General features: G+C 41.0%; 21 protein-coding genes and 1 riboswitch. Of the genes, 7 read left to right on the top strand and 14 right to left on the bottom strand.

Features of this window, described 5'->3' with window-relative positions:
- Positions 1–5: 5 nt before the first annotated feature.
- The 9 genes from ACYP5M_RS11025 to ACYP5M_RS11065 form a co-directional block, all read right to left on the bottom strand.
- A complete protein-coding gene (locus tag ACYP5M_RS11025; RefSeq protein ID WP_459735045.1) occupies positions 6–1,208 on the bottom strand; it encodes a C40 family peptidase in 1,203 nt (400 codons plus the stop codon).
- A 588-nt stretch (positions 1,209–1,796) separates the two neighbouring features.
- Complete coding sequence (locus ACYP5M_RS11030) at positions 1,797–2,462, bottom strand: DUF2642 domain-containing protein (protein ID WP_434167609.1); 666 nt, start codon at positions 2,460–2,462, stop codon at positions 1,797–1,799.
- Positions 2,463–2,486: 24 nt separating this feature from the next.
- Positions 2,487–3,842: an arsenic transporter gene (locus ACYP5M_RS11035; RefSeq protein WP_101223064.1), complete on the bottom strand. Its 1,356-nt coding sequence runs from the start codon at positions 3,840–3,842 to the stop codon at positions 2,487–2,489.
- A 247-nt stretch (positions 3,843–4,089) separates the two neighbouring features.
- A complete protein-coding gene (locus tag ACYP5M_RS11040) occupies positions 4,090–6,171 on the bottom strand; it encodes a methyl-accepting chemotaxis protein (RefSeq protein WP_434167610.1) in 2,082 nt (693 codons plus the stop codon).
- Between the two features lie 578 nt (positions 6,172–6,749).
- Complete coding sequence (locus ACYP5M_RS11045; protein ID WP_101223067.1) at positions 6,750–6,947, bottom strand: hypothetical protein; 198 nt, start codon at positions 6,945–6,947, stop codon at positions 6,750–6,752.
- Positions 6,948–7,075: 128 nt separating this feature from the next.
- Positions 7,076–8,326: an MFS transporter gene (locus ACYP5M_RS11050; RefSeq protein WP_434167611.1), complete on the bottom strand. Its 1,251-nt coding sequence runs from the start codon at positions 8,324–8,326 to the stop codon at positions 7,076–7,078.
- Positions 8,327–8,970: 644 nt separating this feature from the next.
- On the bottom strand, positions 8,971–9,456 hold the full coding sequence (locus tag ACYP5M_RS11055) for an SRPBCC family protein (protein WP_434167612.1): 486 nt from the start codon (positions 9,454–9,456) through the stop codon (positions 8,971–8,973).
- 23 nt (positions 9,457–9,479) lie between these two features.
- Positions 9,480–10,016: a GNAT family N-acetyltransferase gene (locus ACYP5M_RS11060; RefSeq protein WP_434167613.1), complete on the bottom strand. Its 537-nt coding sequence runs from the start codon at positions 10,014–10,016 to the stop codon at positions 9,480–9,482.
- A 2-nt stretch (positions 10,017–10,018) separates the two neighbouring features.
- Entirely contained in the window at positions 10,019–10,543 is a 525-nt protein-coding gene (locus ACYP5M_RS11065) for a YfiT family bacillithiol transferase (protein ID WP_434167614.1), read from the bottom strand.
- A 173-nt stretch (positions 10,544–10,716) separates the two neighbouring features.
- Between ACYP5M_RS11065 and ACYP5M_RS11070 the strand changes: the two genes are divergently transcribed.
- From ACYP5M_RS11070 to ACYP5M_RS11085, 4 genes are all read left to right on the top strand, one after another.
- Complete coding sequence (locus ACYP5M_RS11070; protein WP_434167615.1) at positions 10,717–11,871, top strand: GerAB/ArcD/ProY family transporter; 1,155 nt, start codon at positions 10,717–10,719, stop codon at positions 11,869–11,871.
- Complete coding sequence (locus tag ACYP5M_RS11075) at positions 11,846–13,330, top strand: spore germination protein (protein WP_434167616.1); 1,485 nt, start codon at positions 11,846–11,848, stop codon at positions 13,328–13,330. The genes ACYP5M_RS11070 and ACYP5M_RS11075 overlap by 26 nt, the downstream gene beginning before the upstream one ends.
- Before the next feature lie 4 nt (positions 13,331–13,334).
- A complete protein-coding gene (locus tag ACYP5M_RS11080; RefSeq protein WP_434167617.1) occupies positions 13,335–14,480 on the top strand; it encodes a Ger(x)C family spore germination protein in 1,146 nt (381 codons plus the stop codon).
- A 339-nt stretch (positions 14,481–14,819) separates the two neighbouring features.
- Entirely contained in the window at positions 14,820–15,257 is a 438-nt protein-coding gene (locus ACYP5M_RS11085) for a GNAT family N-acetyltransferase (RefSeq protein WP_459735046.1), read from the top strand.
- 60 nt (positions 15,258–15,317) lie between these two features.
- On the opposite strand, the gene ACYP5M_RS11090 is transcribed toward ACYP5M_RS11085, so the two are convergent.
- The gene (locus ACYP5M_RS11090; protein ID WP_053536026.1) at positions 15,318–15,602 is read right to left on the bottom strand and encodes an AbrB/MazE/SpoVT family DNA-binding domain-containing protein; all 285 of its coding nucleotides are present in this window, start codon (positions 15,600–15,602) and stop codon (positions 15,318–15,320) included.
- Positions 15,603–16,088: 486 nt separating this feature from the next.
- Here ACYP5M_RS11090 and ACYP5M_RS11095 point away from each other — a divergent pair, with 486 nt between their 5' ends.
- The 3 genes from ACYP5M_RS11095 (at position 16,089) to ACYP5M_RS11105 (ending at position 18,174) form a co-directional block, all read left to right on the top strand.
- Positions 16,089–17,060, top strand: coding sequence for a DMT family transporter (locus tag ACYP5M_RS11095; protein ID WP_101223076.1), 972 nt, complete (start codon positions 16,089–16,091; stop codon positions 17,058–17,060).
- 286 nt (positions 17,061–17,346) lie between these two features.
- A riboswitch (guanidine-I (ykkC/yxkD leader) is annotated at positions 17,347–17,446 on the top strand.
- Positions 17,447–17,518: 72 nt separating this feature from the next.
- Positions 17,519–17,860 carry a DMT family transporter gene (locus ACYP5M_RS11100; RefSeq protein WP_063232562.1) on the top strand — a complete coding sequence of 114 codons (342 nt, stop codon included), beginning with the start codon at positions 17,519–17,521 and terminating at the stop codon, positions 17,858–17,860.
- Positions 17,860–18,174 (top strand): DMT family transporter, encoded by a 315-nt coding sequence (locus tag ACYP5M_RS11105; RefSeq protein WP_034309447.1) that lies wholly within the window; start codon positions 17,860–17,862, stop codon positions 18,172–18,174. Before ACYP5M_RS11100 ends, ACYP5M_RS11105 begins: the two co-directional genes overlap by 1 nt.
- A gap of 169 nt (positions 18,175–18,343) precedes the next feature.
- On the opposite strand, the gene ACYP5M_RS11110 is transcribed toward ACYP5M_RS11105, so the two are convergent.
- From ACYP5M_RS11110 to ACYP5M_RS11125, 4 genes are all read right to left on the bottom strand, one after another.
- A complete protein-coding gene (locus ACYP5M_RS11110) occupies positions 18,344–19,135 on the bottom strand; it encodes a DUF817 domain-containing protein (protein ID WP_434169711.1) in 792 nt (263 codons plus the stop codon).
- A gap of 58 nt (positions 19,136–19,193) precedes the next feature.
- A complete protein-coding gene (locus ACYP5M_RS11115; RefSeq protein WP_101223077.1) occupies positions 19,194–19,415 on the bottom strand; it encodes a helix-turn-helix domain-containing protein in 222 nt (73 codons plus the stop codon).
- 10 nt (positions 19,416–19,425) lie between these two features.
- Complete coding sequence (locus tag ACYP5M_RS11120) at positions 19,426–19,908, bottom strand: DUF2975 domain-containing protein (protein WP_101223078.1); 483 nt, start codon at positions 19,906–19,908, stop codon at positions 19,426–19,428.
- Positions 19,909–20,116: 208 nt separating this feature from the next.
- Positions 20,117–23,326 (bottom strand): DEAD/DEAH box helicase, encoded by a 3,210-nt coding sequence (locus ACYP5M_RS11125; protein WP_434167620.1) that lies wholly within the window; start codon positions 23,324–23,326, stop codon positions 20,117–20,119.
- Positions 23,327–23,393 lie beyond the last annotated feature (67 nt).

Raw genomic sequence — 23,393 nt, forward strand, 5'->3', positions numbered from 1 at the left:
TCTTCTTAGTCCATAAGGCTTTCAACTTGGCCGAAGCTTTCGAATTTCTCGGCAAAATAAACTGACGAAAGATTGGAGATATGAACGCCCGTGTTTTCCGTTGTATGGAGAAAACGGCCATCACCTAGATAAATACCTACGTGGGTCACACCCAGCCTTGTTCCTGTGTCCCTAAAAAACACTAAATCCCCTGCCTTTGGATTTTCGATTTTGGACAGTAATGAGAAGTAATCCGCTGCAGAACCCCGTTTTACTGAAAGGCCCTGTTCCTTCATGACCCAATAAATGAATCCGCTGCAATCCATTCCGATCATCGGATCTTCCCCACCGAAAACATAGTTGAATCCGCGTAGAGTGTATGCATACTTGATGACATCATATGCTTTATCATATGCAGCCTCCTGGTTTACATAAAACGGATACAACGGGTTGCTGTATAGTTGAAGATACTGCCCTTGCTTCAATTCATCCGTACTTAAAGCGTTACGACTTTTGATCGTCCTCATGGAAATGCTGTAATTCTCCGATATACTTTTAAGCGTTTCTCCCGTTTGGACGATATGCTCTCCTTTAGGCGTATATGTTTTGTACGCCACTTGGTATTTTGCAAAGTAATCTTCTGTAGTGGATCTCACCTGCACCGTTTCCGCACCATATCCAGAATTGATAAATTGGTTTTTGCCGACATAAATACCCGCAGTCACGACTTTTAAGCTGTCTTTTTCCAGAAAGAATATAATATCCCCCGTTTTCGGAGTGGCTGTATCCATCCCTTGCTTATAAAAACCATCTACTGTCAAACGGTCGACCGGCACATTTTGCCGGGAAAGCACCCAATGAATCAATCCGCTCGAATCAAATCCTTTTTCAGGCGTCTCCTCTCCAGCTGTCTTTTTAAACCCTATAAAGGATTTCGCATAGTTTGCAATTTTTTTTCCTCTCTCCGACCATTGAAAGATGGAAGGAGTATACGCCGTGTGAATGATTGTCAACCTTTGGCCCGCAAATAACTTATCATCCGGTAAACCATTCGTTTTCATTAATTGTTCAGCCGATATCTCATATGTCTTGGCAATCGATTCAACCGTTTCGCCAGAGGTTACAGTATGGACAGGCTCTGCTGCCTCGGCCATTAAGCCAGGTAAAAAAGTGAAATTGATCATGAATACCAATGTAAGTATCATTCCGCTTAATTTTCCGTTAAACATTTTAACCTTCCTTTATAGCTGAAATATTTTTAAATATACGATGTTAAAGTAAACTCCATCACATGAATCTTTTATCCTATCATCCACCCAAAAAAAAATGAGCCTTAACTCTCAACACTTCCATATTATCGGCGAACAGAATAAAACATTTAGCCTATTTTCACAAATTATCATCAATCCGATTCAATAAAACCACTTTAAAAACAAACCATTATTCCTATATTATGTTCTTTTACCGTCACAGTGTGACTTTCCCTATAGCTACCCAGGTCATGGAGAAATGTTCATGGTTGGAATCGGAAAATTACTAGAAGATTTTATTTTTTTGGACAGAAAGGGTAAAGTTAGCTGAGGCCAGTGATGATAAAGTCGTACTAACGATATAGGAGTGAAGATATGCAACATAGTTTAGGAGGGGCAACGCATTTGAGGTTTTCATAAACAGACCTTGCTGTAACGTGATGAACTACACATATAGCTTGGCAACTCTAAAAAAGGATCAGGAACCCGAATCCATTGATATCACCCATCATCTAGCAGAAGAAAAAAGGGGAAAGCTTAAATGGCCTTCCCCTCGTTTCTATGAATCTATGGCATGTACACCGTTTTAATATGTGAAAGCTTCAAAAACACATGTTCTCCACTGGCTGTCGTTAATTCAACCAAGTTGTTTTCCGCCTTTTTAAGCATACCGATTTTCATCGGGTCCTCTCCCCCATCAAATACTACTAGCTTTCCTGCATTTTTCTTTAATTGGTCTTCCAAAGAACGCAGCATTGGCACATCTGAAGGGTTGACGGGAAAACTCTCTTTACTGAGTGTATAGGGTGTGGCATTTTGATTGTACGGGGTAAGCCATTTAAGGTGATGCAGCGAGACATACATCATTTTATATACAGGCGAGTAGAATGCAAAGTAATCATTGAAAACATTGGTTATATAGCCGTGTAAAGGAATGTGTCCAGCAACATGGATTTCTGAAAAAACCCCTTTTGCGTTCATTAGTGTTTTACGATAGGAAATCGACGCCATGTCTTCCATTATGGGGGACTCCATAGGATTTTTGATCTCGTTATCAATCTCTGTACTCAGATTGAATCTATGGACGTGCAGCATAGGAAAATACAAAAACTGCTGTCCATTGAACAACACTAGAATATCCGTGCTCAGATCAGTTAGAATTCCTTTGAAAGTTTTTTTTCCTGAGATTTGGACATCAATCTGTTTACCCAGTAATGCAAACGCATCACTCATTACTATCTCCTCCTAGGGGGTTATTCAGCTAAAAATCATTTGCACCCAATAAAATAATAAGAGCAGTGTCACCACTGTCGTTATTGGTATGACTATCAGGGTTACACTTAAATAATCTTTCCACTTAATTTTCACTTTGTTTTGTTTCAGGATGTGCATCCAGATAAGTGAGGCAAGAGTACCGATGGGCAATAACAATGATCCCATGTCACTACCGATTATATTAGCTAGATAGATAGTTTTTAATGTGACCGGATCCAGTCCCATTTCGGTTAAGGTAATGGTACCTATCATTAATGCTGGATGATTATTGAAGATGTTTGATAGAATCGAAACCAATCCTCCCATGACAAAGCTCGCACTCAGTAACCCTTGATTTACAATCGGTTCGCATATCTGTACGAGCATGTCTGTAAGGCCTACATTATGTAGACCATAAATGATCACATACATGGAGAATGCGAATATCAGGATGTGCCATGGGGTCTTTTTTAAGATATCGACAGGGTTTGTCCGTAAATGGTACCACCTCCAGATCAGTAAAGATAAAGAGCCAAGTACAGCAACCCACTCGATTGGAATGGAAAAATAAGAAGCTACAAAGAGTAAACAGCGCACCACGAACACATAGAGCAATACTTTCAACATGAATTTTGTGCGTTGCCTTTTTGTTTCAACCGTCACTTTCCCCTTTAGGGGGTGGAAATTCTTAGTGAAGAAACTTTCCTCAATGTCATAAGAAATTTTTGGCAGTTTCTTGGGCAATTTTTTCTTGACCACTACGAACATCAACCATGACATGAAGACCAACCCCAAAGTTGCAGGTACAAACATCATGGCAGTATGCATATAAAGCGTCATGTGCACAATTTTCAAAGCGATTAAATTAACAATATTACTCACACCAATAGGCGCACTTGAAGCTGTTGCAATCAATGCTCCACTCAAAAGATACGGGATGGCTTCATGCGGCTTTAATCTGAGATTTTTCAAAAGCAAGATCAAGATGGGGGTCGTAATCATGATGCTGCCGTCGTTATTGAATAACAAGGTCATTAAAAAGCACAATAATTGAATGTACCAATACAGACGATACCCCGATCCTTTGGCAAGGATCGCAAGTCTCGCAGCCGCCCAGTGAAAAAATCCGAAACTTTCCAAGATGACTGCCATGACAATCGTTGCCATGATGGTGATCGATGCGCCCCCGATTTTATTGATGATATCCAAAATATCGCCTTGGGATACTGTGCCATTCAGTAAAATTATCACTGCACCGATTGAAGCTGGCCATGCTTCATTGATACCTCCTGGCCTCCACAATATAACTATCATTGTCATGACGAACACAAAAATAGTCATTCCTATTTCGAAATGCATGTTGTTCTCCCCTTTTTGGGCCTTGAGCCATTGGACCCTACTTGTCCGATTCCTATATATTATTCCCCTTTGTAAAAAAAGCATGGATACTTGACCAGTCCTTCTAAATTGTACTTTTGTACTTCTAGTGATTTTGTCCACTAAAGAGAGATGCCCAGTTCACAGAAATCAGGGTCAATGGCAATACAACAAAGGGGAGACCACTTAGTGGCCTCCCCTTTTCGAAACACTTATGTTGTCCGTTCCTCTAATCCTTTATCTGAAATTCCCCGAGCGTATGCTCCAAATCATTTATTAACTGTGATAGCTGCTGTGTATATTGAGCTAGTTCATTGGATGAAGCTGCTTGTTCCTCCATCGATGATGCAATTTCCTCTGATGAAGCTGTCGTTTGCTGAGATACGGCGGTGATTTCTTCTATTACTTTAATAACCGTTTCTTTCTGTTGATTGATGCTTTCAATGGATCGTGTTTCTTCCTGGATCGAATTAGAAATCTCCTCAACGGAATCCTCCAGCTCTTTCATGGCTTCACTTACCGTGATCACGGCATTTTTCTGATCCTTGCTGATTTGATTCGTTTCATTGGTCGTCCTCAGCAATTCCTCTGTATCTGACAGAATGCTTTGGATGATGGCTTGAATGTTTTTTGTAGCTTCTTTTGAATCATCAGCCAAGCTCCTTACTTCATTCGCCACAACAGCAAACCCTTTGCCGGACTCACCTGCCCTTGCCGCTTCTATGGATGCATTCAAAGATAACAAATTGGTTTGTTCCGATATTTTCGAGATGGCATTCGTGACATCGGAAATGGTTTTTGATTTTTCCACAAGTCTTAAGCTCATGCTGTTGACTGCAGCAAAAGCCATTTCTAATTTATGGTACGACGTTTCCAAGCCACTTACCTGTTGTTTCCCTGACTCTATTTTTTCAGATGCAAGCTCCAATACGGTTTGGGTCTCCCTCGATTTTTTTGATAACCCATCGATTTCGCCACTAAGAACCTGGATCGTGCCCGCACCATGCTCCACTTGTTCAGATTGATTCGATGCTCCCGCTGCAATCTCTTCTATCGCGCGTGAAACATCTGTAATGGCCGCACTATTCTCAGCAGCTATTTGGCTTAAGCCGGCATTGGCCTTTGTCACCGATTCCGCATTGCCGTTTACCTTGGCAACCAATCCTCTTAATTTCCCCAACATCGAGTTATAGCTTTTGCTTAAGTCCCCAATCTCATCATTGGATTTAATGGCAAATTCGGACACTAAATCCCCATTAGCTGTCTTTTCTATGATTTTTTGGAAGTCGGCCATGATCTTCGTTAACTTTCCTGCTAGATAAAGAGCACATGCCGTCCCGAATAGAAGACCTAAAATACCTGATATCACTACGATTCTATTAATGTCATCCAGCTTTGATTGCAGTATTTTATCTGGATTGAGCGCCCAAACCTTCCAGTTCACTTCAGGGACCGTACTCAATTCACCTGTATAATCTTCACCTTCCAACGTCAAGGCCTGATTCGCCTTGACGTTGCCATTATACATGTCGGCCACCCACTTGAACTCTGAATTGAATCGGTCAGTATCCGCCATGAAATCCTCCACACCTACTTCCATCCCGCTTTTTTCAGGATTCATATTCTTCCCGTCCATCCCCTGCATGAATGAACTCACAATAAAACCTTGTGAATCCAATATAACCAGATTGCTAGTGGACTCTTTTTCGATGGTTGTCCTCATTTTCCCGATTGTCGAAAGGTCGATGTCATAGCCCAGGGCTCCTGCCATTTTCCCGTCCGATAAAACGGGCGTTACAACGGAAGTCATGATCATCCCTGAAACTCCATCCTTATACACATCCATCCATTTCGTTTCTGGCCTTTCGATCAGCTGCGTATATGTCTTGGTCTCCCTTGCATCCTGATTGAAATCCATTTGGGGCGAAGCATACAAGGAACCATCCGATCCATCCATATAATAAACAGAAATTAAATCTTCATTGTTCTTTTGAAATGCCTCTATCGTTTTTTGGATATCCTTGATTGAATCACCATTCTTGATCTGATTGGAAACTAGCTGTGATAACTGCTCTAGCGAATTCTCATACGTGGCCATGCTCAAATTGATTTGTGCCGCCGCATTTTGGGCCGAGCTTTTGTTGATGGATATACTATCTTCTTTAAAAATGGAGGTCACTTTTACCCCCATTATCGAAACGGATACGACAATAGCTAGAAAAACGGATGTGCATATAAATAATAACCATTTTATCCGGACCGATATCCTCCTCTTCACTTTTTCTTTCTTTTCAATCAATGAACTTCTCATTAATAATTTCCCCTTTTTATTTGACCTGCAAAAATGCTTCGCTTACCTGTGTGAAAACAAAGATTCAATCTATGCTCAAAATGGATCCTTCCTTATTTACGATCACTTACTTTATTTTTCCACATAAACATACTATATACCTAATCAAACCTTGTCAATTGCCAATTAAGGATAAATATGTAGGTACAAAGAACTTATTGCGTTTTCAAATTCAAAAAACCCTTGGATTACATAGAATCCAAGGGTTTCACATGGGTAATAACAAGGTTAGCAGAAAACGAGATTTAGCGTAATGCTGCAGCTAGGCTCTCTCCGAATTCTTTTGCACCATCCGGACCATCACCTGTAATGATATCATCATGCGCAACGGCATGCTGTTTTGCATATTAAACTGAATTGGCTTTCAATTCGTCAGGAACTTAGTGAACTCACTTTCCACTCCAGGCACTCGCTTTGCTCGGAGTCTCATACCTTCCGTTTTTCCAGTAAAACTTTAGACCGACAATAGAATATGTCGATCTGTTGGATTCGAAGCTGATCATTTCCCATGAAAAGGAAAGATGATAACTCAAACCAATTTACCTTTTACCCGGTTTGGTGAATTGCTGACCAATTGCACCTATTATTAAAATGATGATCGAAATGAGACTGTAGTCCTTAAAAAAGGTCGTAAATGGAATTTCCAGAAATAAAAACGCCATCGTAAGCAGTCGTCCTATAAGTAGGATCATTCCGATAACTACCATCCAATTAAATAACTTTCCCAAAAAATCCATCTTTTCCTCCTTAGCCAATCTAATGATGACTTTCATGGTGTAATAAGAATAAAAAACTGGAGTGCTGCCCTAATATCCAATACCCTTCTGGCTCCAGTCCTTCAGCTCACATGGTGTCCCGTGTACCATTACTCGGGGGCATCTTTCGGGATTGGTTTTCCGGCTTCGATCAACACTTTGCTGCCCAGCAGGAAAAAACCTTGAATGAACAGCAATAAACCAGTTCCTATAAGCAGCCACTCAATTTTAATGATGTCGGATATCGGTCCGAATACTAGCATTCCCAGGGGCATCATCGATGTCGAGATCATCCCTAAAACACCAAATACCCTCCCAAGAAGATCACCCTCTACCTTCTGCTGTAACAAGACCATGGACGGCGTATTAAAGATGGGCATCGCCAATCCGACTACCCCCATGATGATCAAGTAAATCCAGAAAACGGGGATGATTCCAAGAGCGAAAGTACAGGCGCCAATTATTAGGCTCGCAAGTGTCATCGTATGGATCTTGTTTTTAAAGCCTCCCCACGAAGCCATGAAAATCCCGCCTAGCATCATTCCGATGGCAAAAGTGATCTCTATCGCAGTCAACCGCCAAACATCATTCCCGAAAGAGCGTGTGACCTGAAGCGGTGTAAGAAATGCTACAGGTGCGGCAAGCACGAAGAAAAATGCGAAAAATATAAAGAACTTCTTAAGAAAGTCGTGATTCCTGATATATCTGAATCCTTCTTTCAAATCGGTGAAATAGCTGGTAGTTTGCTTTTGTAATGCCTTCGCATGTGCTGGAATTTTCAAAAATGCCAGCAAAGTGAAGATGGCAATTGCAGCTGTAATCACATCAATGAAGAAAATGGTTTCGATTGAAGCCATCGTAAGCAGCGCGCCGCTCACCATGGGGGAAACTAGCATCACTAGCGCTTGAATGCTTCCATTTGTCCCATTCACCTTCGTAAGTTTATCCTCTGGCACAAGCTGCGGAAGAATGGCCCCGACTGCAGGAGTCTGGATTCCAGTTCCTATCGCCCGGACAGCGGACATGACGAAAAGCAGCCAAAGCTCATCGTAGCCGATTAAAAACAATATGGCCAAAATCAGCGTTGAAATGGCAATCAATGAATCCGAAAAAATGATCAGCATCTTCCGATTATAGCGGTCTGCCCATACCCCCGCGATTGGGGAGAGTATAAAGGTAGGCACGAAACCACAAACGATGGATATCGTCATCATGACACCCGACTGTGTATTCAACGTGATATACCACATGATGGCATACTGAACTAAGGACGAACCAAAGAGGGATATGGTCTGACTGCCTAGAAAAAGAGTGATATTCTTTTTCCAATTGTCCTTTACTTGTTCTTTTAATGATTTCATCTCTTAAACACCTCATTCTATTTTCAATATTTTTTTCTTAATGCCCTAAAAAAAACACAGGCTATCTGCCTGTGTTTAGAGTAAATGGATCAGAACCTATCTAAAGAAACTGATAGGATGATTATTTTCACGATAAAAAGTAATCTCCTACTGGCCTTCGGTTTGGTCAATACAATGGAGAATTCACCACTTTACACGTATCCAAAATGACCTCCTTGGATAGGTAAAGTATTTCTCCCCTTAATAATTCTTCTATTTTAAAGTCAACTGGAATAGCGAAACCCTTTGATCACAAAGGTTGTCACGGCATCAGCTGGACACAAAAAAAAGAGGTTGAAATCGTCTCTTTTTTTCACTAAAGCGTAAAATGAAGGTTTCCTTAAAAATAGACAGACCATTCCCATTTACCCTGCGGACATGCAGAGCCTTTGAACGTATTCAATTAACGGTTCAAAGATTGGAAACGCAGTCTGATAAATGTCACAAGGAAAACCTCCATTTCTTAAAAGTTAAAGTCATCTTAACATGGAGACAACTGGAATATCAATAAAAAACTGCCTTAATGACAGAAGCCTCACTTCGGTTTTGGCCGAAATTCACTTTTCCGCTTCCTTATGCATCCACCTGCATGTCACACATTCCATTCATCCTTCAATTCGTTTGACGGCGGCCGTATATTCCTTATGCCTTTCTTCCCATTCATCCATCGGGAAGTCCTGATGATGACCATCAAGTAAATCACTAAACATATCAAGGCATATATGCCAGCCTGCCAAATCTTTTGATGTATGATCATTAACTGGCGTGATGGATTCTTTCAATACTAATGAGCATCCATCCTTTTCAGGGGATACCTCGAAACGAACCCAGCCGTCCCCCCATTCAAAATCTAAAACGGAAAATTCTTGGAAGTCCCTGACCTTCATATCAAAAGATTTCCCTGACCCATCATTGAAATTGAATTTTATGGTCCCGTCTTTTCGAAGGTCTTTCATTTCCAGGTTGGACATCCACTTTTCCACCTTATCATTCTCCGTTAAAGCACCCCATACCTTTTCAACCGAATGATTGAGCAGGCGATCAAATCTTGCGATAATCCCATTACCTTCTTTTTCGATTACAGCTTGCAATTGGATTCCCCCCTTACAATTCGTTACCCGATTTTATTTTTATAATAAAACATGGTCGGATGTAATTCACCATTTGCAGATTTCGCATAATCAGGAATCCTGCCTGCCTGAATATATCCCAATGATGTATACAGGGAGTTAGAAGGATCCCCTTCCCTTGTATCCAGGACCAATAATGTCCGTCCCTCCTGCTTGACCCTCTTCTCAGCCTCTAGCATGAGAGAACGTCCTATTCCATTTCGTCTATAACCAGTATGCGTCATTAATTTTGCGATTTCCGCTCGATGGCCGCCGTTCCGCTTTGAACATAAATGTAACTGTACACTCCCGACTATCTTACCCTGTAATTTAGCAACTAATAGAATCACATCAGGATTTATCGCACTACTCCAATAATCAATCGCCTCAGACCGTTCCATGGGAGGTAAAAAACCGATGGACGCGCCATCATCCACCACTTGCACCAAAAGGTCGGAAAGATCATTAAGATGTTCTTCGATTGATGTTAATTGTTCGATTTTCACTTCGGCATTCACAGTAATCACACCTTTCTCAGTCATATTCACCATCCCTGGCGCTTTGATAAAGAAGTAATATGAGCCAGATGATGGCGTCCGTGCCAGGCATAAATTCCTATATTTTCACCGACTGTCACCTCTCCCGAATCAGGATGGATGAATGTTCTGCTCAAATCATCCGCATGAAGACCTGATAAAAGTTTGCACATTCGAATATGTATACCTTCGAGCAGTGATAGAGAAACTTCAATCGGCAAATCATAATCAGGCAGCTCTGCCCATTGCCCCTCTTCGTATGGTTTAATGACCGGACTTTCTTCCGTAAGGGCCAATTTGAAGCGAATATACGCATTCATATGACTATCCGCAACATGATGCACCACTTGGCGCACCGTCCATCCTCCAGGCCGATAAGCCGTATCCAGTTGTTCATCTTCCATGTTGCCTACCGCTTCCCGCAGCATCCGAGGCAAAGCATCGATCTCGTTAAGCCACCCCTCGGCTACACCAATAGTAATCTCCCCATCAAACTGAAACTTTCCAATCGGGTATCTTAAATCCACCTTCATTCCCCCTTGATGTTCAATAAAAATGCATCTATATATATTCTTTATCAATTAAGACAAATCCTTTTTCCGGCATACTTTGCTTTGCTCTACAGCTCATCACTAAACATCAGGAAATTTAATCCATATCATTAGCACGTATACTATTTCCACATTTAGCAACCATAAACAAATGAATGGCATATGCATCAATCCAATCTTTAAAAAATGGAAATGGGGATAGGATCATCTTGAAGAAAATTAGTTCGATACAAACCCTCAGCATCTTCTTTTTATCAATCGGCCTTCTTAATCACGTTATCTTAATTCCTTTCCTCCTATCCACCGGCGGAAGGGATTCATGGTTTTTTTCTATCATTACGATTGGGTTGATCCCAATTTGGGTCTACATATTATCGAGGATAATCAAGAATATGAATAATCAATCCCTGACGGGTTGGCTTGAAAATAGATTTGGAAAACATATTAAAAATATCGCTTTATTCTTTATAGTGATCTACCTGATCAGCCTTGTTTTGGCGACTACAAAGGAAACGATAGATTGGATCACTACAAGCTTTCTTTTTGAAACCCCAAGTTTAGCGATTATCATTCCGTTTACACTGCTATGTATCTTTCTTGCCCATTCTGGTATGCGCTCCATCGCCATTTGCTCTTCTGTATTATTGCCAATAGTCATCATTCTTGGCATTTTCGTTGCGACCGGAAATATGCCGACAAAAGACTACAGCCACCTCCTTCCCCTTTTCGAGAATGGCTATTTTCATGGCGTTAAGAGCTTTCTATATACTGGTTATGGCCTTGCCGAACTGATTTTAATCGCTTTTTTCCAGGAAAAGCTTACTGATAAAATCAGTCGGAAAGTATTGGTTTTCATATGCCTCGGTTTAGTGTTTTTACTTCTAGGACCATTAACAGCTGCAATTGCCGAATTCGGACCGACCTTAGCCGAAGCCATGAGGTACCCTGCCTATGAACAGTGGCGTCTGCTGACTATTGGAAAATATATCGAACATACAGATTTCTTTTCCATTTATCAATGGCTTGCTGGTGCCTATATCCGTGTTTCACTGGCATTATTCTTAATAACGGAAATCTTTAATAGGAAAACTGAAAAAATGAAGGTAGGAATTCTTTTCGCTGTCGGCTTTCTCATGGTCGTCATCTCCATCGTACCATTCAGTAATTTCAAGTTTTTGCATGTGACCCAAACTTTTTATTATCCTGGCGCTTTTTATTTCCTGTTACTTTTGTCCGCCTTTTTGTTTATCGGCACGTTCATTAGATCTAAGGAGGGTAAACGACATGAGAATGAAACGATCCAAAAATGAACCAACCCTGCCTGAATTAAAGGAGGAGACATTTCGGGAGTTATTCAGTTCAAGCTCGGATATCATATTTGACACGATTTATATTGGAGAAACCGAAAGGCCCATTCCTGTCCTTATCTTTTATTGCTCGGGTATGACCGATATCAGTTTACTGAACGAGGGGATTTTGGAAAAGTTAAACAAAATGATGGAATTGGATGAGAGAATCGATGAAGAAGAGGCAATCAACAAGCTAAAACCATTGATAGATTTGACTAAAGTGACAATTGATAGTGAATTCAATAGCGTCCAGCAGCTGATTTTCTCCGGGAATGCCTTATTATTCATTCCATCAACCCAAAAGTTATTTTCAATAAATTTGTCCAATGTTCCGAACAGGCAGCCTGAGGAGTCTTCCTTCGAGGTCTCTGTAAGAGGACCAAGAGATGGATTTGTCGAGGATTTATCCATAAATACCGCTTTAATCAGAAAGCGGCTAAAAACAAAATCGCTCGCCTATGAAGACTTTATTGTCGGCAGGCGCAGTCAAACGAAAGTCGCACTAATGTACATGGATGACATCATTGATAAAGAACTCGTTAAAAATGTGAGGTCCAAGATTAACTCCATTGATATTGATATATTGGTGAGCAGCCAACAATTGGAGGAATTGATCACTAACAGTAAATTTAGTATATTTCCACTCACTCATTATACAAGTCGCCCCGACTTTGTAGTGGAAGCACTCAATCAAGGAAGATTCATTCTAATCGTGGACGGAATGCCAACAATAATCGTGGCTCCTTCTACATTATTATTGCAAATAAAAACAGCAGAAGATTCGAATCTTCCTTATCTATTTGTAAGTCTTGAGCGACTGCTTCGCTTTATGGGGCTTGGCATTACCATTTTATTGCCGGGGTTTTGGATATCCATTTCCGCTTTCAACATTGAACAGGTGCCGTTCCCGTTATTGGCCACCATCACCCTTTCAAGGCTTGGACTTCCCTTATCCGCCACCATGGAATTCATTCTCATGCTCATTTTATTTGAATTATTCCGCGAATCCGGAGTCAGGTTACCTAAAGCGGTTGGGCAGACAGTTGCTGTTGTAGGCGGACTCATTGTCGGTGATGCCGCGATAAGGGCCGGACTGACCTCACAAACCATGCTTGTGGTTACTGCCGTAACCTCTGTCGCATCTTATACTCTTGTAAACCAGTCTTTAACAGGGGCCGTAACGATTCTGCGCATGTTTGTGCTGTTACTAAGCTGTATTTATGGAATCTATGGCACGATAATCGGTTTCCTTTCCATTGTCACTTTACTATCCAGGCTTGATTCATTCGGGATTTCATATATTGGCGGAATGAACCCGCCAATATTCACTAAACTACTGGATTCATTCATAAAGAGGCCATGGAATTCCATGAGCAAACGATCCTTGGCAGCTAATGATAAGACCAGAAAGGGGCAGTAAGGCCATGTTCCGCATCTGCAAAATATTATTAACCATCCCTCTATTCCTTTTACTTTCAGGCTGCTGGGATGAAAAAACGATCCAGGACTTTCATTATATAACGGCCATCGGGATAGATTTCAAAGATGGGGAATACATTGTTTATACGCAACTTGTGGACTTCTCTGCGGTAGCTAAAACGGAGGCAAAACCCACTCAAGCCCCGCCCGTATATGTAGGGAAACAAAAAGCGCGTTCCATCTCGATCGCCATTAATAAACTAATGCGCAATACTCAACAGTCTCTCTATATAGGTCATGTTTCCACATTTGTCATCAGTGAAAATGTTTTGAAGCAGCAAAGTACAGAAATAGTGGATTATATATACAGAAACCAGTTACTTAGGTACTCTGCCAATATCTTTGCGACAAAAAGTTCCATGGATGAGCTTTTCTCCATTAATGGTTATTTTAATTTATCGCCTTTATACACGACATTATATTTACCTGAGGATGTCTACCGGAATCGATCATTCATCCAACCCATTACGGTCCAAAAGTATTATTCTAACCAGCGGGAAAAAGCATCCACAACCATCCTGCCCTCCATTTCCTGGAACGATAAAGTATGGAAGGAAAAGGATAAAAAAAGAAAAAGTCTCTTTATGGATGGTGCATTTGTCATTTATTATAAAGTGTCCCAGCCCTGGTTCTCTGAAAAGGATTTGAGCGGTTTACGCTGGCTCAATAAAAGGACCAACAAAACACCCTTAAATATTAACATGAATAAGCAAGACATCTATGCCTCTTTCTCCCATCCGCATTATCAAGTAAAGCCTGTTCTCATGGATGGAAAGTACAAATTCAATATTGACGTTGATGTATCAGGTAAGATACTGGGGCTTGATACACAAATGGATATCGATAAAATAAAACGAAAATTCGAAAGCCAAATAAAAAAAGAAATCCAAACAACCTTCATGACAGGGATTCAAAAGAACGCAGATCCTTTAAGCTTAGGTAAAATCCTTTATATCAAAGAGACAAAATACTGGAAAAAGAATCATATAAATGATCCGAAGGACTACTTAGATAACGATTCACTACATGATATAAACGTTAAAGTTCACATTCTTAATACAGGCGGTTTAGAAGCTAAACCACTCGAGTAATGAAGGATTTGATTTATTATTTTAGGTCCCAATTTGATGATGCTCCTTTCACGAGTAAATCGGCCAAACTCACGAGTATTTGTTCTAATTTCACGAGTAAATTGCCAAAACTCATAAGTAAACGCTTATAATTCGTGAGTTTGCTGCTGCATTTGACGTATTATCGCTTATAATCCATGAGTTTACAGCCCAACTTGGGTTTAATAGCCCTTTTCATGTAGGATGGCACCTTTTTAGGCTCCATCCTGATTTTTGGCGCCGGAAAATGTGGTCCTGAATTTGGCGGGAAGTATGATTAAATGGTAAATTTAGAGTATTCTAACAATTGGGGGGCCATTTATGAGCATACAGAAGGCTACATTACATGAGCTGGAATCACTGACGGAACTTTTTGATTTATACAGAGTGTTTTATGAGCAAACCTCTGATCCTGGTCGTGCAAGCGAGTTTTTAAGGGAAAGGCTGAAAAATGGGGAGTCTGTGGTTTTTATGGCCTATGATGAAGGAAATCCTATTGGCTTTGTACAATTATATCCTTCTTTTTCATCTGTGAGTATGATGAGGTCATGGGTATTGAATGATTTATTCGTGAAGGAGTCCGCCCGCAAAAAGGGATTTGGCGAGGAGTTATTGAACGCGGCCATCAGTTTTGCACGGGAAACAGGTGCCAAAGGGGTTTCACTGGAGACAGGTAAGGATAATGTTAATGCACAGAAGCTTTATGAAAAAATTGGTTTCGTCCGTGAATCGAATCATTTTTATTATTTCACCAATTAATATAAAAAAAGTGTAGGGAAAACCTCCCTACACTTGGATGCTATTAATCTAGCATATTAATTATTTAGCAGTTTCCATGCTGGCTTGAATTTCTTTAATTAGAAGTTCGGCACCTTCAGGGCTAAGTATTAATTTACCGTCAGCAAGTTTCATATTGTCATCGGAAACTTCACCTGTAACCTGACAAGTCATGTTTGGTTTATATTTTTGAAGGATGATGCGCTCTTGTTCTACATAAATCTCCAGAGCGTCTTTCTCATTAATTCCTAATGTTCGGCGCAGTTCAATTGGAATGACTACCCGTCCTAATTCGTCAACTTTACGTACAATACCTGTAGATTTCATTTAATTTACCCCACTAACTTTCTTGCGAATGTTGCATTTATATATTTCGTCACCATTCGACATTATTTGCACTTCTATTAAGATACCACTACCTACCATATTCGTCAATTCTCGTATCTTCATATATTATCTGCCTCTATATGATTTTTATATAAAATATTAGTAATACCTTCATAACACGCGTCATGACAACGTTTCCCGCTTCTTTAGTTGGTATATATTGTTAAAATGAATATTAAAATGGAAACGCCTTCATTTAATTCCAACAAGCATTCTTTTTATGTCATGTCGAATCATGAAGAATGAATTTCACTAGCCTAAAAGAATCCTGTTGATTTTCTTTTGCTTTTGAAGGAAAATTTAAATTGATCGCTTATAATATTCCGAAAATTCATTCCGCTTTTAAAACGGTGGATTCAGAAAGCCGAAACGATTGCCATCCTTCCAGAGTCTTACTGACTCATAAAACAGATTGAGGTGAGTCAATTGCGTCCGATTATATTAGGTATTTGTTCTGCTTTCTTTTTTGCATTTACGTTTGTTTTGAATCAGGCCATGGAGTTGTCTGGCGGAAGTTGGATTTGGAGTGCTTCGCTGCGTTATTTCTTCATGGTGCCATTTCTGTTGTGTATCGTATTGAGCAGAAAAAACCTTCGTCCCCTTTTACAAGTGATGAGAGAAAAGCCAGGTCCTTGGCTGCTTTGGAGTTTTGTCGGATTTGGGTTATTTTATGCTCCTTTATGCTTTGCGTCCGCCTACTCACCTGGCTGGCTGATCGCCGGCACTTGGCAAATCACGATCATTTCGGGTGCGCTGCTTGCGCCGCTGTTTTTTGAAAGTGTCCAAACGAAAGATGGGATTGAAAGGCAAAGAGGAAGGGTTTCTGTGAAAGGCCTCCTCATGTCCATGATCATTCTGCTTGGGATCATCCTGATGCAACTGGAACATACTAAACACATTTCAATGGCCAATCTTTGGCTGGGAGTGATTCCAATCGTCATCGCTTCGTTTGCATACCCTTTGGGAAATCGCAAAATGATGGAAGTATCCGAAGGTCGTTTAGATGCTTACCAGCGTGTATTGGGAATGACTTTGGCGAGTTTGCCATTCTGGTTCCTGCTTTCATTGTACGGTTTCTTTACAGTAGGGGCACCGACGAAGATGCAGAGTTTCCAATCCCTTTTGGTCGCACTATTTTCAGGTGTCATTGCCACAGTCCTTTTTTTCAAAGCGACCGATTTGGTAAGTGGAAATATGCAGAAATTAGCTTCAGTCGAAGCTACACAATCGATGGAGGTCCTTTTTGCCCTCGCCGGCGAATTACTATTCCTATCTTTACCCATCCCTTCTCCGTTATCGTGGTTCGGTATCTTTATCGTCATCATAGGAATGATCCTGCATAGCTATGTTTCACATAAAAAAGAAGGTTCATCCCGGAAACGGACAGTGAGTGCCTAAATTGCAAGTCAAAAAAGCCCCGAATAAGATTTCGGGGCTTTTTTGACTTGCAAACAGAAACTGACTACGTTCTTTTTTTCCATTGACAGGTCATGATAAATTGATGATTTTTTAAAGTGGCAAACAGCTCACCTTCCATTTTTATCATTAAACTTTTCAGTCATCTCTGCTGCAAACGTTACGGGGCATTTGCTGATATTAGTCCAAATTGGGCATGGCCTTGGCAAAAAAATTTTTACCTTGAGTAAGTTCAAAAAGTATGTATAATGAAAGGTAATTGCATATGTCAAAGGTTTTCTAGGGTTCCGCAGTGCGTCTATTGCTGGTCTGGTCCGAGAGAAAACTCACAGCATGCTGTGCCACGGAAGGATAAAAGCCTGGGAGAAACTGTTTAACGGTTATCTCTTGGGCTTTTTTTGTTTTTTTTGGTAAAGAATAAAATTGGAGGTGCGGTATTCATGAGCACAAACTGGATTAAAGTATTTATTGCAGCTTTTTTTGAAGTATTTTGGGTAATTGGCTTAAAACATGCAGATGACTTTTGGACTTGGTCTGGAACGGTCATTTCGATCATCATCAGTTTTTACTTGATGATAATGGCTGGCAGGAAGCTTCCTGTCGGTACGGTATATGCCGTTTTTGTCGGTATGGGGACAGCCGGTACCGTTTTTTCAGAAATCATTTTCTTTGGAGAATCCTTCAAGCTGAGCAAAACGCTATTGATCCTCCTTTTATTATCAGGGGTGATTGGCTTGAAGCTAGTGACTGATGATAAGGCAGAGAAAGGGGATGAATCATAATGGCTTGGGTCTCTTTAATCTTAGCGGGGCTATTTGAGATGTTTGGGGTTGCGATGATAAATAAATTGCACAAAGACCGTAATTGGCAATCCTTGCTGCTGTTGTTCATCGGATTTGGAGCAAGTTTCCTTTTTCTTGCTTATGCCATGAAAACCTTGCCGATGGGGACTGCTTATGCTATCTGGACAGGAATCGGCGCATCAGGCGGAGCGATAATCGGGATGCTATTATATGGGGAATCCAAAGATTGGCGAAGAGTCGTTTTTATAGCCATGGTCCTTGGCGCAGCAGTGGGATTAAAACTTGTTTCATAAAAATGAGTGAAGGTGATTTTACTTTTGTCTATAGAAATTCGGAATATGACACCGCATTACCATTAGGTTATCTAGTATATAAAAGCATAGAAAAACAAAGACGACACAATTTTGATATATCGAATTAATGTGTCGTCTTTACTTATTTATTTTCTTGTGTGAAGTCATTTTATAAAAAATGATTAGCATCCATCTTAGTGGAATCTTTCCCTTTAACCTGCTTTAGCGTCGCTACTATAAGAAAGCTAACAATTACTAATAAGAGCCATGAGCTTACCTTTCCTAGATGAACAAGACTCCATGCAACGGTTTGATTTGGGTATTCCCATGCCCCAAAGAACGTTGCGATATTTTCGGCTATCCATATAAAAAATCCGATGAGCACAAAAGAAAGCGCGATTGGCATACGATATCGAGCTCCACCAACCTCGTATGTGACCCATGACCGCCAAAAGACGATGATGACAAGTCCAGATAACCACCAACGAACATCAATCCAATAATGGTGGGTGAAAAAATTCAAATAAATCGCAGCTGCAAGAGATACAACGACCAAAAACGGCGGCCACTTGACAAGTTCAACCTTTAACCTCCTCCACGCCTGGCAAAGATAACTCGCTACACTTGCGTACATGAATCCGCTATACAGAGGCACTCCAAAGATCTTAAAAATACCTTCCTCTGGATAAGTCCAGGAGCCCATATGTACCTTGAAAAGTTCAAGAGCAAGTCCAATAAGGTGGAACAATGTGATAACCTTTAGTTCATCCCGTGTTTCAAGCCCCGAACGCACCATCCACCACTGCATCAGAAGGCAGATGATGAGCAGCCAGTCATACCGCGGCAGGAAGGGAAGCGGAATGAATTTTGTAATAGCCAAAGAAACAAAAATAACGGCAGGAAACAAACATGACAGGGCCTGCTCCCAACCAAACCGAACGAGTTGTTTTAGTGCTCGCATGATTGGTGTCTCCATTTTTTTAATGGTTAAAAAATTCATGTTTTACTCCCCTTTACCATTATCCTTGGGTGTCTTCATCATTACGGTATTCTAAAATATCTCCGGGCTGACATTCTAACGCCTTGCAAATCGCCTCTAAAGTTGATAATCGAATCGCTTTTGCCTTGCCGTTTTTCAATATGGAAAGGTTAGCCATCGTTATTCCAACCCTCTCAGAAAGTTCTGTAACACTCATTTTCCTTTTAGCCAGCATTACATCAATATTGATTATAATTGCCATTTTATTCACCTCAGACTATTAAGTCATTTTCTGATTTTATATCGATGGCCTCTTGCAAAAGCCTTTGAAGAACAGCAGCAAAGACTGCAATCACCATTGAAGCAAAAATGATGACCAATCCGATTACTATGATGCCTGGGGCGTCGTCCATCTCCGCAATGAGATAAAAGAGCGGCATTCCTACCACATACAAGCTGCTGATTGTGATTGCACAATTTTTTATTGTCTTTAAAGCTCTTACAGATAATTCCGAGAAAGCTTTGTTCTTGTCAATATAGCTTAAAAGTTTAAAGGCTTGATATAGAGCGAAGTAAAAAGGTATCGCCGAAGCATACAAATCGATTAAAACGAGATATTTCAAATAAGGCATATCCGGATATAATTCTGCTGCAAAATTCGCAATCTCAGGCACCACAAAGATGCACAAAGCAAGAATCGGCATTCCAATAAGAATAACGGCTATCTTCAAAAAGATCGTTGACACTTGTTTCATAAAAAGCACCTCATTTATTTTTTATCAATTTGAATTTAACACAAATTTTATCGTTTCACAATAAAACATTGTTGTTTTTTATTATATTATTATTGTTACCATAATATCCTTTTCTTTTAAAAATAAAAGAAGCACTCCTCCATTTACAAAGGAATGCTCCATAATTGAACTATTCAATTCATTAATAAGATTACCTTCAGCTGTTCCCTTATATCATCAAGATTTCCCTGATATCCTCTTCTGTAAGTGCAGACGACGATTTGTCTCCAGGGTCGATGATTTCTTCAATAAGGTGTCTCTTTTTCTCTTGAAGTTCATTCATTTTTTCTTCGATTGTGCCACGGGCAATAAGTTTGATGACTTGAACAGCATTCTTCTGTCCCATTCGATGGGCACGGTCCGCGGCTTGTTCTTCAACTGCCGGATTCCACCAAAGGTCATATAGAATGACTGTATCGGCACCTGTCAGGTTGAGACCCGTACCTCCCGCTTTCAATGAAATGAGGAATATATCCCGCTCTCCTGCATTAAATCGATTGCAGATTTCCACACGTTCCTTTGATGGGGTTTGTCCATCCAGGTAGAAAAAAGGTTGTCCCTTCATGGCCAAATCCCTGCCGATAATTTGAAGCATTTTTGTAAATTGCGAGAAAATCAGCACCCGTCTTCCAGAATGCTTCGATTCTTTGACAATTTGCATCAGTTGCTCATATTTAGCTGAACTGCCTTTATATCCGTCCACAAACAAGGCGGGGTGACAGCATATTTGCCTAAGCCGGGTCAAGCCAGCGAGGATCCTGATCCGATTTTTCCGGAGGGTGTCCTTATCCAGGTGTTTCAGCGTATCATGCCGCAGCTTCGCCAGATAGGCGCCGTACAGTTTCTTCTGATCAGGAAGCAGTTCCATCGATTCCAGCGACTCGATTTTTTCCGGAAGTTCACCTAGCACGTCCTCTTTCATTCTCCGCAGCAAAAATGGGCGTATCCTGCGGGAAATCTGCTTCCTTGAGAGATTGCTATACTCCTTTAACCCCATGAATAGTTCAGGGAATACGACGTGGAAAAGGGACCAGAGCTCTTCTAGTGAATTCTCGATAGGCGTACCAGTCAACGCGAAGCGATGTGCAGCATTTATCTTCTTGGCCGCTCGTGCCGTTTGTGTCACTGGGTTCTTAAAGGCCTGTGCCTCATCGAAAAACACCGTATGGAAGTCCTGCTTTTCAAACGATGCGATGTCTTTCCGGAGCAATGGATAAGAGGTGATCACTACATCCACATCCTTCGCTTCCTTAAGCAGCTTCGTCCTTTCAGTCTTGTCGCCATCAATGACGACGGCTTGTATATCAGGAGCGAATTTAGTGAATTCGCTCAGCCAATTGTAGGTCAATGATGATGGGCAGACAATAAGCGCCGGAACCCTTTTCTCACGGATGTCAGGCAGCTCGGATAAAATGAACGCGATGCTTTGCAGTGTTTTTCCCAGTCCCATATCATCAGCAAGAATTCCGCCAAAACCGTATTGGGCAAGGATTTTCATCCATTTATAGCCGTTTTTTTGATACTCGCGCAAGATAGGGACCAGACTATTTGGCACCGTGAACTCCAAGGAGCCCGGATTCCCGATGTTATCCAAAAACTGACGGAATGACTCCTCCATTGTGAATGTTTGGCTGTCATTCACGGAATCAAGGAGCTGAAGCCCTTTTACGATTGGCATGTTCAGCGTGCTCTCCAGGTCTTCATCCTGTACAGGAAGTGCATTCAGAAAACGATTGATTTCCTCGTATTCCCTTGTTTCAAGGGAAAGCAGCGATCCATTCCTTAAACGATAGTACTTCCTCTTTTCTTCAAGCGCTGCTAAGACCTCACGAATTTGTTTATCCGGGATATCATCCATTTCAAATTTGAATTCGAGCCAATTAGTACGTTCTTTTTTAATATTAACCCTTATGCGCGGTGCAGCATTTCCACGGGAAATCCGGTTTCTTACTGCCGTCGTGGCATAGATTTGTACCAGCTTTTGAAGTTTCGGAACGATGTGGTACAAAAACTCATACTCCAACTCTTCATTATGCAAGAAATAGCCGCCGTCCGTCTTGGCAAACTGGCTATCCTCCATCAGCTTCAGTATCTCCGACTCCTTCTCAACATCCCTTATAACCTTTGACTCCTGCTTTTCCAAGGGGTTGATCACGATATTTTCATAGTGAAATTCCAGCCCCGCAAGCAGCCTGTTTTTTACTCGATCCAAGTATAGCTTTGCAACCAGCGGTGTCTTCAAAAACAATTCGGTGATGGTTCTTGCTATATGAACTTCACCGAGTTTTTTCAAACCTGGTACCACTTTGTCCAGGAATAGTTCCAGCTGGTCATGATGGATTGGAATTTGAACCATCCCCGAATCCTCCATCATTTGCTTCAACTCTGAAAGGCGTTGGAAATCCCCATCTTCAAGCTGAACCAATTTCCCTTCAAATAGAACCAATGTGTATGCATTCATGACGATCATTTCGTGCAGCCTTTTAATATTCAGTTGATATCCTTTGACCTCGCTTTCGGTAAATTCAAACTGTAAAGGAAGCGGTCCATTCGATAAACGAAAGCCATTGTATGTAAGGCTACCATAGGCAAGCTTCACCATTGGCGCTACTTCAAGGATGGGGACAAGCCTTCGAAAAGAAGATGGAGGCAAAAGTAATAAATGATTATCCAATGTATATTCAGATTTATCCATCAGGGCGTCAACATAGACTTTTTCATCCGATATCACCGTAATGAGTTCCTGAAGCACGGAATCATTTTCATTCTGAAAACAATGCAATATCGGGTCATATATAAATGAATGGGACACTTCGGCAGATTTTCCGTCTTTAACTCGCTTCAGGAAATCCCGAATATTCGACACATTGTAAGCACCGATTTTCATTTCCAGTCCTAACATATATTGGTCCGTGCCCATCCATACTGGTTTGCACGTAAACTCTGCTTCAAGCACCTTTCTATTTTCAAAGTGGCGCTGATGGCCGCTTTTGCGGACAGGCTGATTATCGAAAAGGGTCAGCAAGCCCTCTGACAACTGCTTATTGGCTGAAGCATTAGAAACGGTTGAATGCAGGCCCTCAGGGATCGTTCCACCTTGCTGATGGTCGTAAACCGACAGCAGGACGGCTGCAATATGCTGACAATCCCGATGGAAGGAAGCTAGCGTAGGACAGCTGCATTTCGTCTGAAATCCGCCTACAGCATCCGTTTCAATCGTGACATGGAAGTCTTCCTTGCCTTTAACCGTTGCTTCACAACCATCATGACGGTAGCTTTCAAATTTCACTTTATTGGCACGCTGAAAAGCTTCCCCTCTTTTGAAGGAGACGGCCCCGCACATGTCTTTTATGATTTTTTGATTCAATTTGATATCCAAATTGCCGTCCTCCTCCCAGGGGTTTTTTGTTGAGCGATTTTACATTACGCTAAAAATTAAACTCATT

The organism is Peribacillus sp. N1 (genome assembly GCF_054600815.1).

What these genes read in the sequence shown, in the direction of transcription:
- ACYP5M_RS11025 (WP_459735045.1), bottom strand. Translation starts at nt 1,208, where the DNA reads ATGTTTAACGGAAAATTAAGCGGAATGATACTTACATTGGTATTCATG.
- ACYP5M_RS11115 (WP_101223077.1), bottom strand. Translation starts at nt 19,415, where the DNA reads ATGGCAATTATAATCAATATTGATGTAATGCTGGCTAAAAGGAAAATG.
- ACYP5M_RS11035 (WP_101223064.1), bottom strand. Translation starts at nt 3,842, where the DNA reads ATGCATTTCGAAATAGGAATGACTATTTTTGTGTTCGTCATGACAATG.
- ACYP5M_RS11075 (WP_434167616.1), top strand. Translation starts at nt 11,846, where the DNA reads ATGAGAATGAAACGATCCAAAAATGAACCAACCCTGCCTGAATTAAAG.
- ACYP5M_RS11030 (WP_434167609.1), bottom strand. Translation starts at nt 2,462, where the DNA reads ATGAGTGATGCGTTTGCATTACTGGGTAAACAGATTGATGTCCAAATC.
- ACYP5M_RS11120 (WP_101223078.1), bottom strand. Translation starts at nt 19,908, where the DNA reads ATGAAACAAGTGTCAACGATCTTTTTGAAGATAGCCGTTATTCTTATT.
- ACYP5M_RS11040 (WP_434167610.1), bottom strand. Translation starts at nt 6,171, where the DNA reads ATGAGAAGTTCATTGATTGAAAAGAAAGAAAAAGTGAAGAGGAGGATA.
- ACYP5M_RS11110 (WP_434169711.1), bottom strand. Translation starts at nt 19,135, where the DNA reads ATGCGAGCACTAAAACAACTCGTTCGGTTTGGTTGGGAGCAGGCCCTG.
- ACYP5M_RS11050 (WP_434167611.1), bottom strand. Translation starts at nt 8,326, where the DNA reads ATGAAATCATTAAAAGAACAAGTAAAGGACAATTGGAAAAAGAATATC.
- ACYP5M_RS11045 (WP_101223067.1), bottom strand. Translation starts at nt 6,947, where the DNA reads ATGGATTTTTTGGGAAAGTTATTTAATTGGATGGTAGTTATCGGAATG.
- ACYP5M_RS11070 (WP_434167615.1), top strand. Translation starts at nt 10,717, where the DNA reads ATGGCATATGCATCAATCCAATCTTTAAAAAATGGAAATGGGGATAGG.
- ACYP5M_RS11105 (WP_034309447.1), top strand. Translation starts at nt 17,860, where the DNA reads ATGGCTTGGGTCTCTTTAATCTTAGCGGGGCTATTTGAGATGTTTGGG.
- ACYP5M_RS11100 (WP_063232562.1), top strand. Translation starts at nt 17,519, where the DNA reads ATGAGCACAAACTGGATTAAAGTATTTATTGCAGCTTTTTTTGAAGTA.
- ACYP5M_RS11065 (WP_434167614.1), bottom strand. Translation starts at nt 10,543, where the DNA reads ATGAAGGTGGATTTAAGATACCCGATTGGAAAGTTTCAGTTTGATGGG.
- ACYP5M_RS11060 (WP_434167613.1), bottom strand. Translation starts at nt 10,016, where the DNA reads ATGACTGAGAAAGGTGTGATTACTGTGAATGCCGAAGTGAAAATCGAA.
- ACYP5M_RS11085 (WP_459735046.1), top strand. Translation starts at nt 14,820, where the DNA reads ATGAGCATACAGAAGGCTACATTACATGAGCTGGAATCACTGACGGAA.
- ACYP5M_RS11080 (WP_434167617.1), top strand. Translation starts at nt 13,335, where the DNA reads ATGTTCCGCATCTGCAAAATATTATTAACCATCCCTCTATTCCTTTTA.
- ACYP5M_RS11090 (WP_053536026.1), bottom strand. Translation starts at nt 15,602, where the DNA reads ATGAAATCTACAGGTATTGTACGTAAAGTTGACGAATTAGGACGGGTA.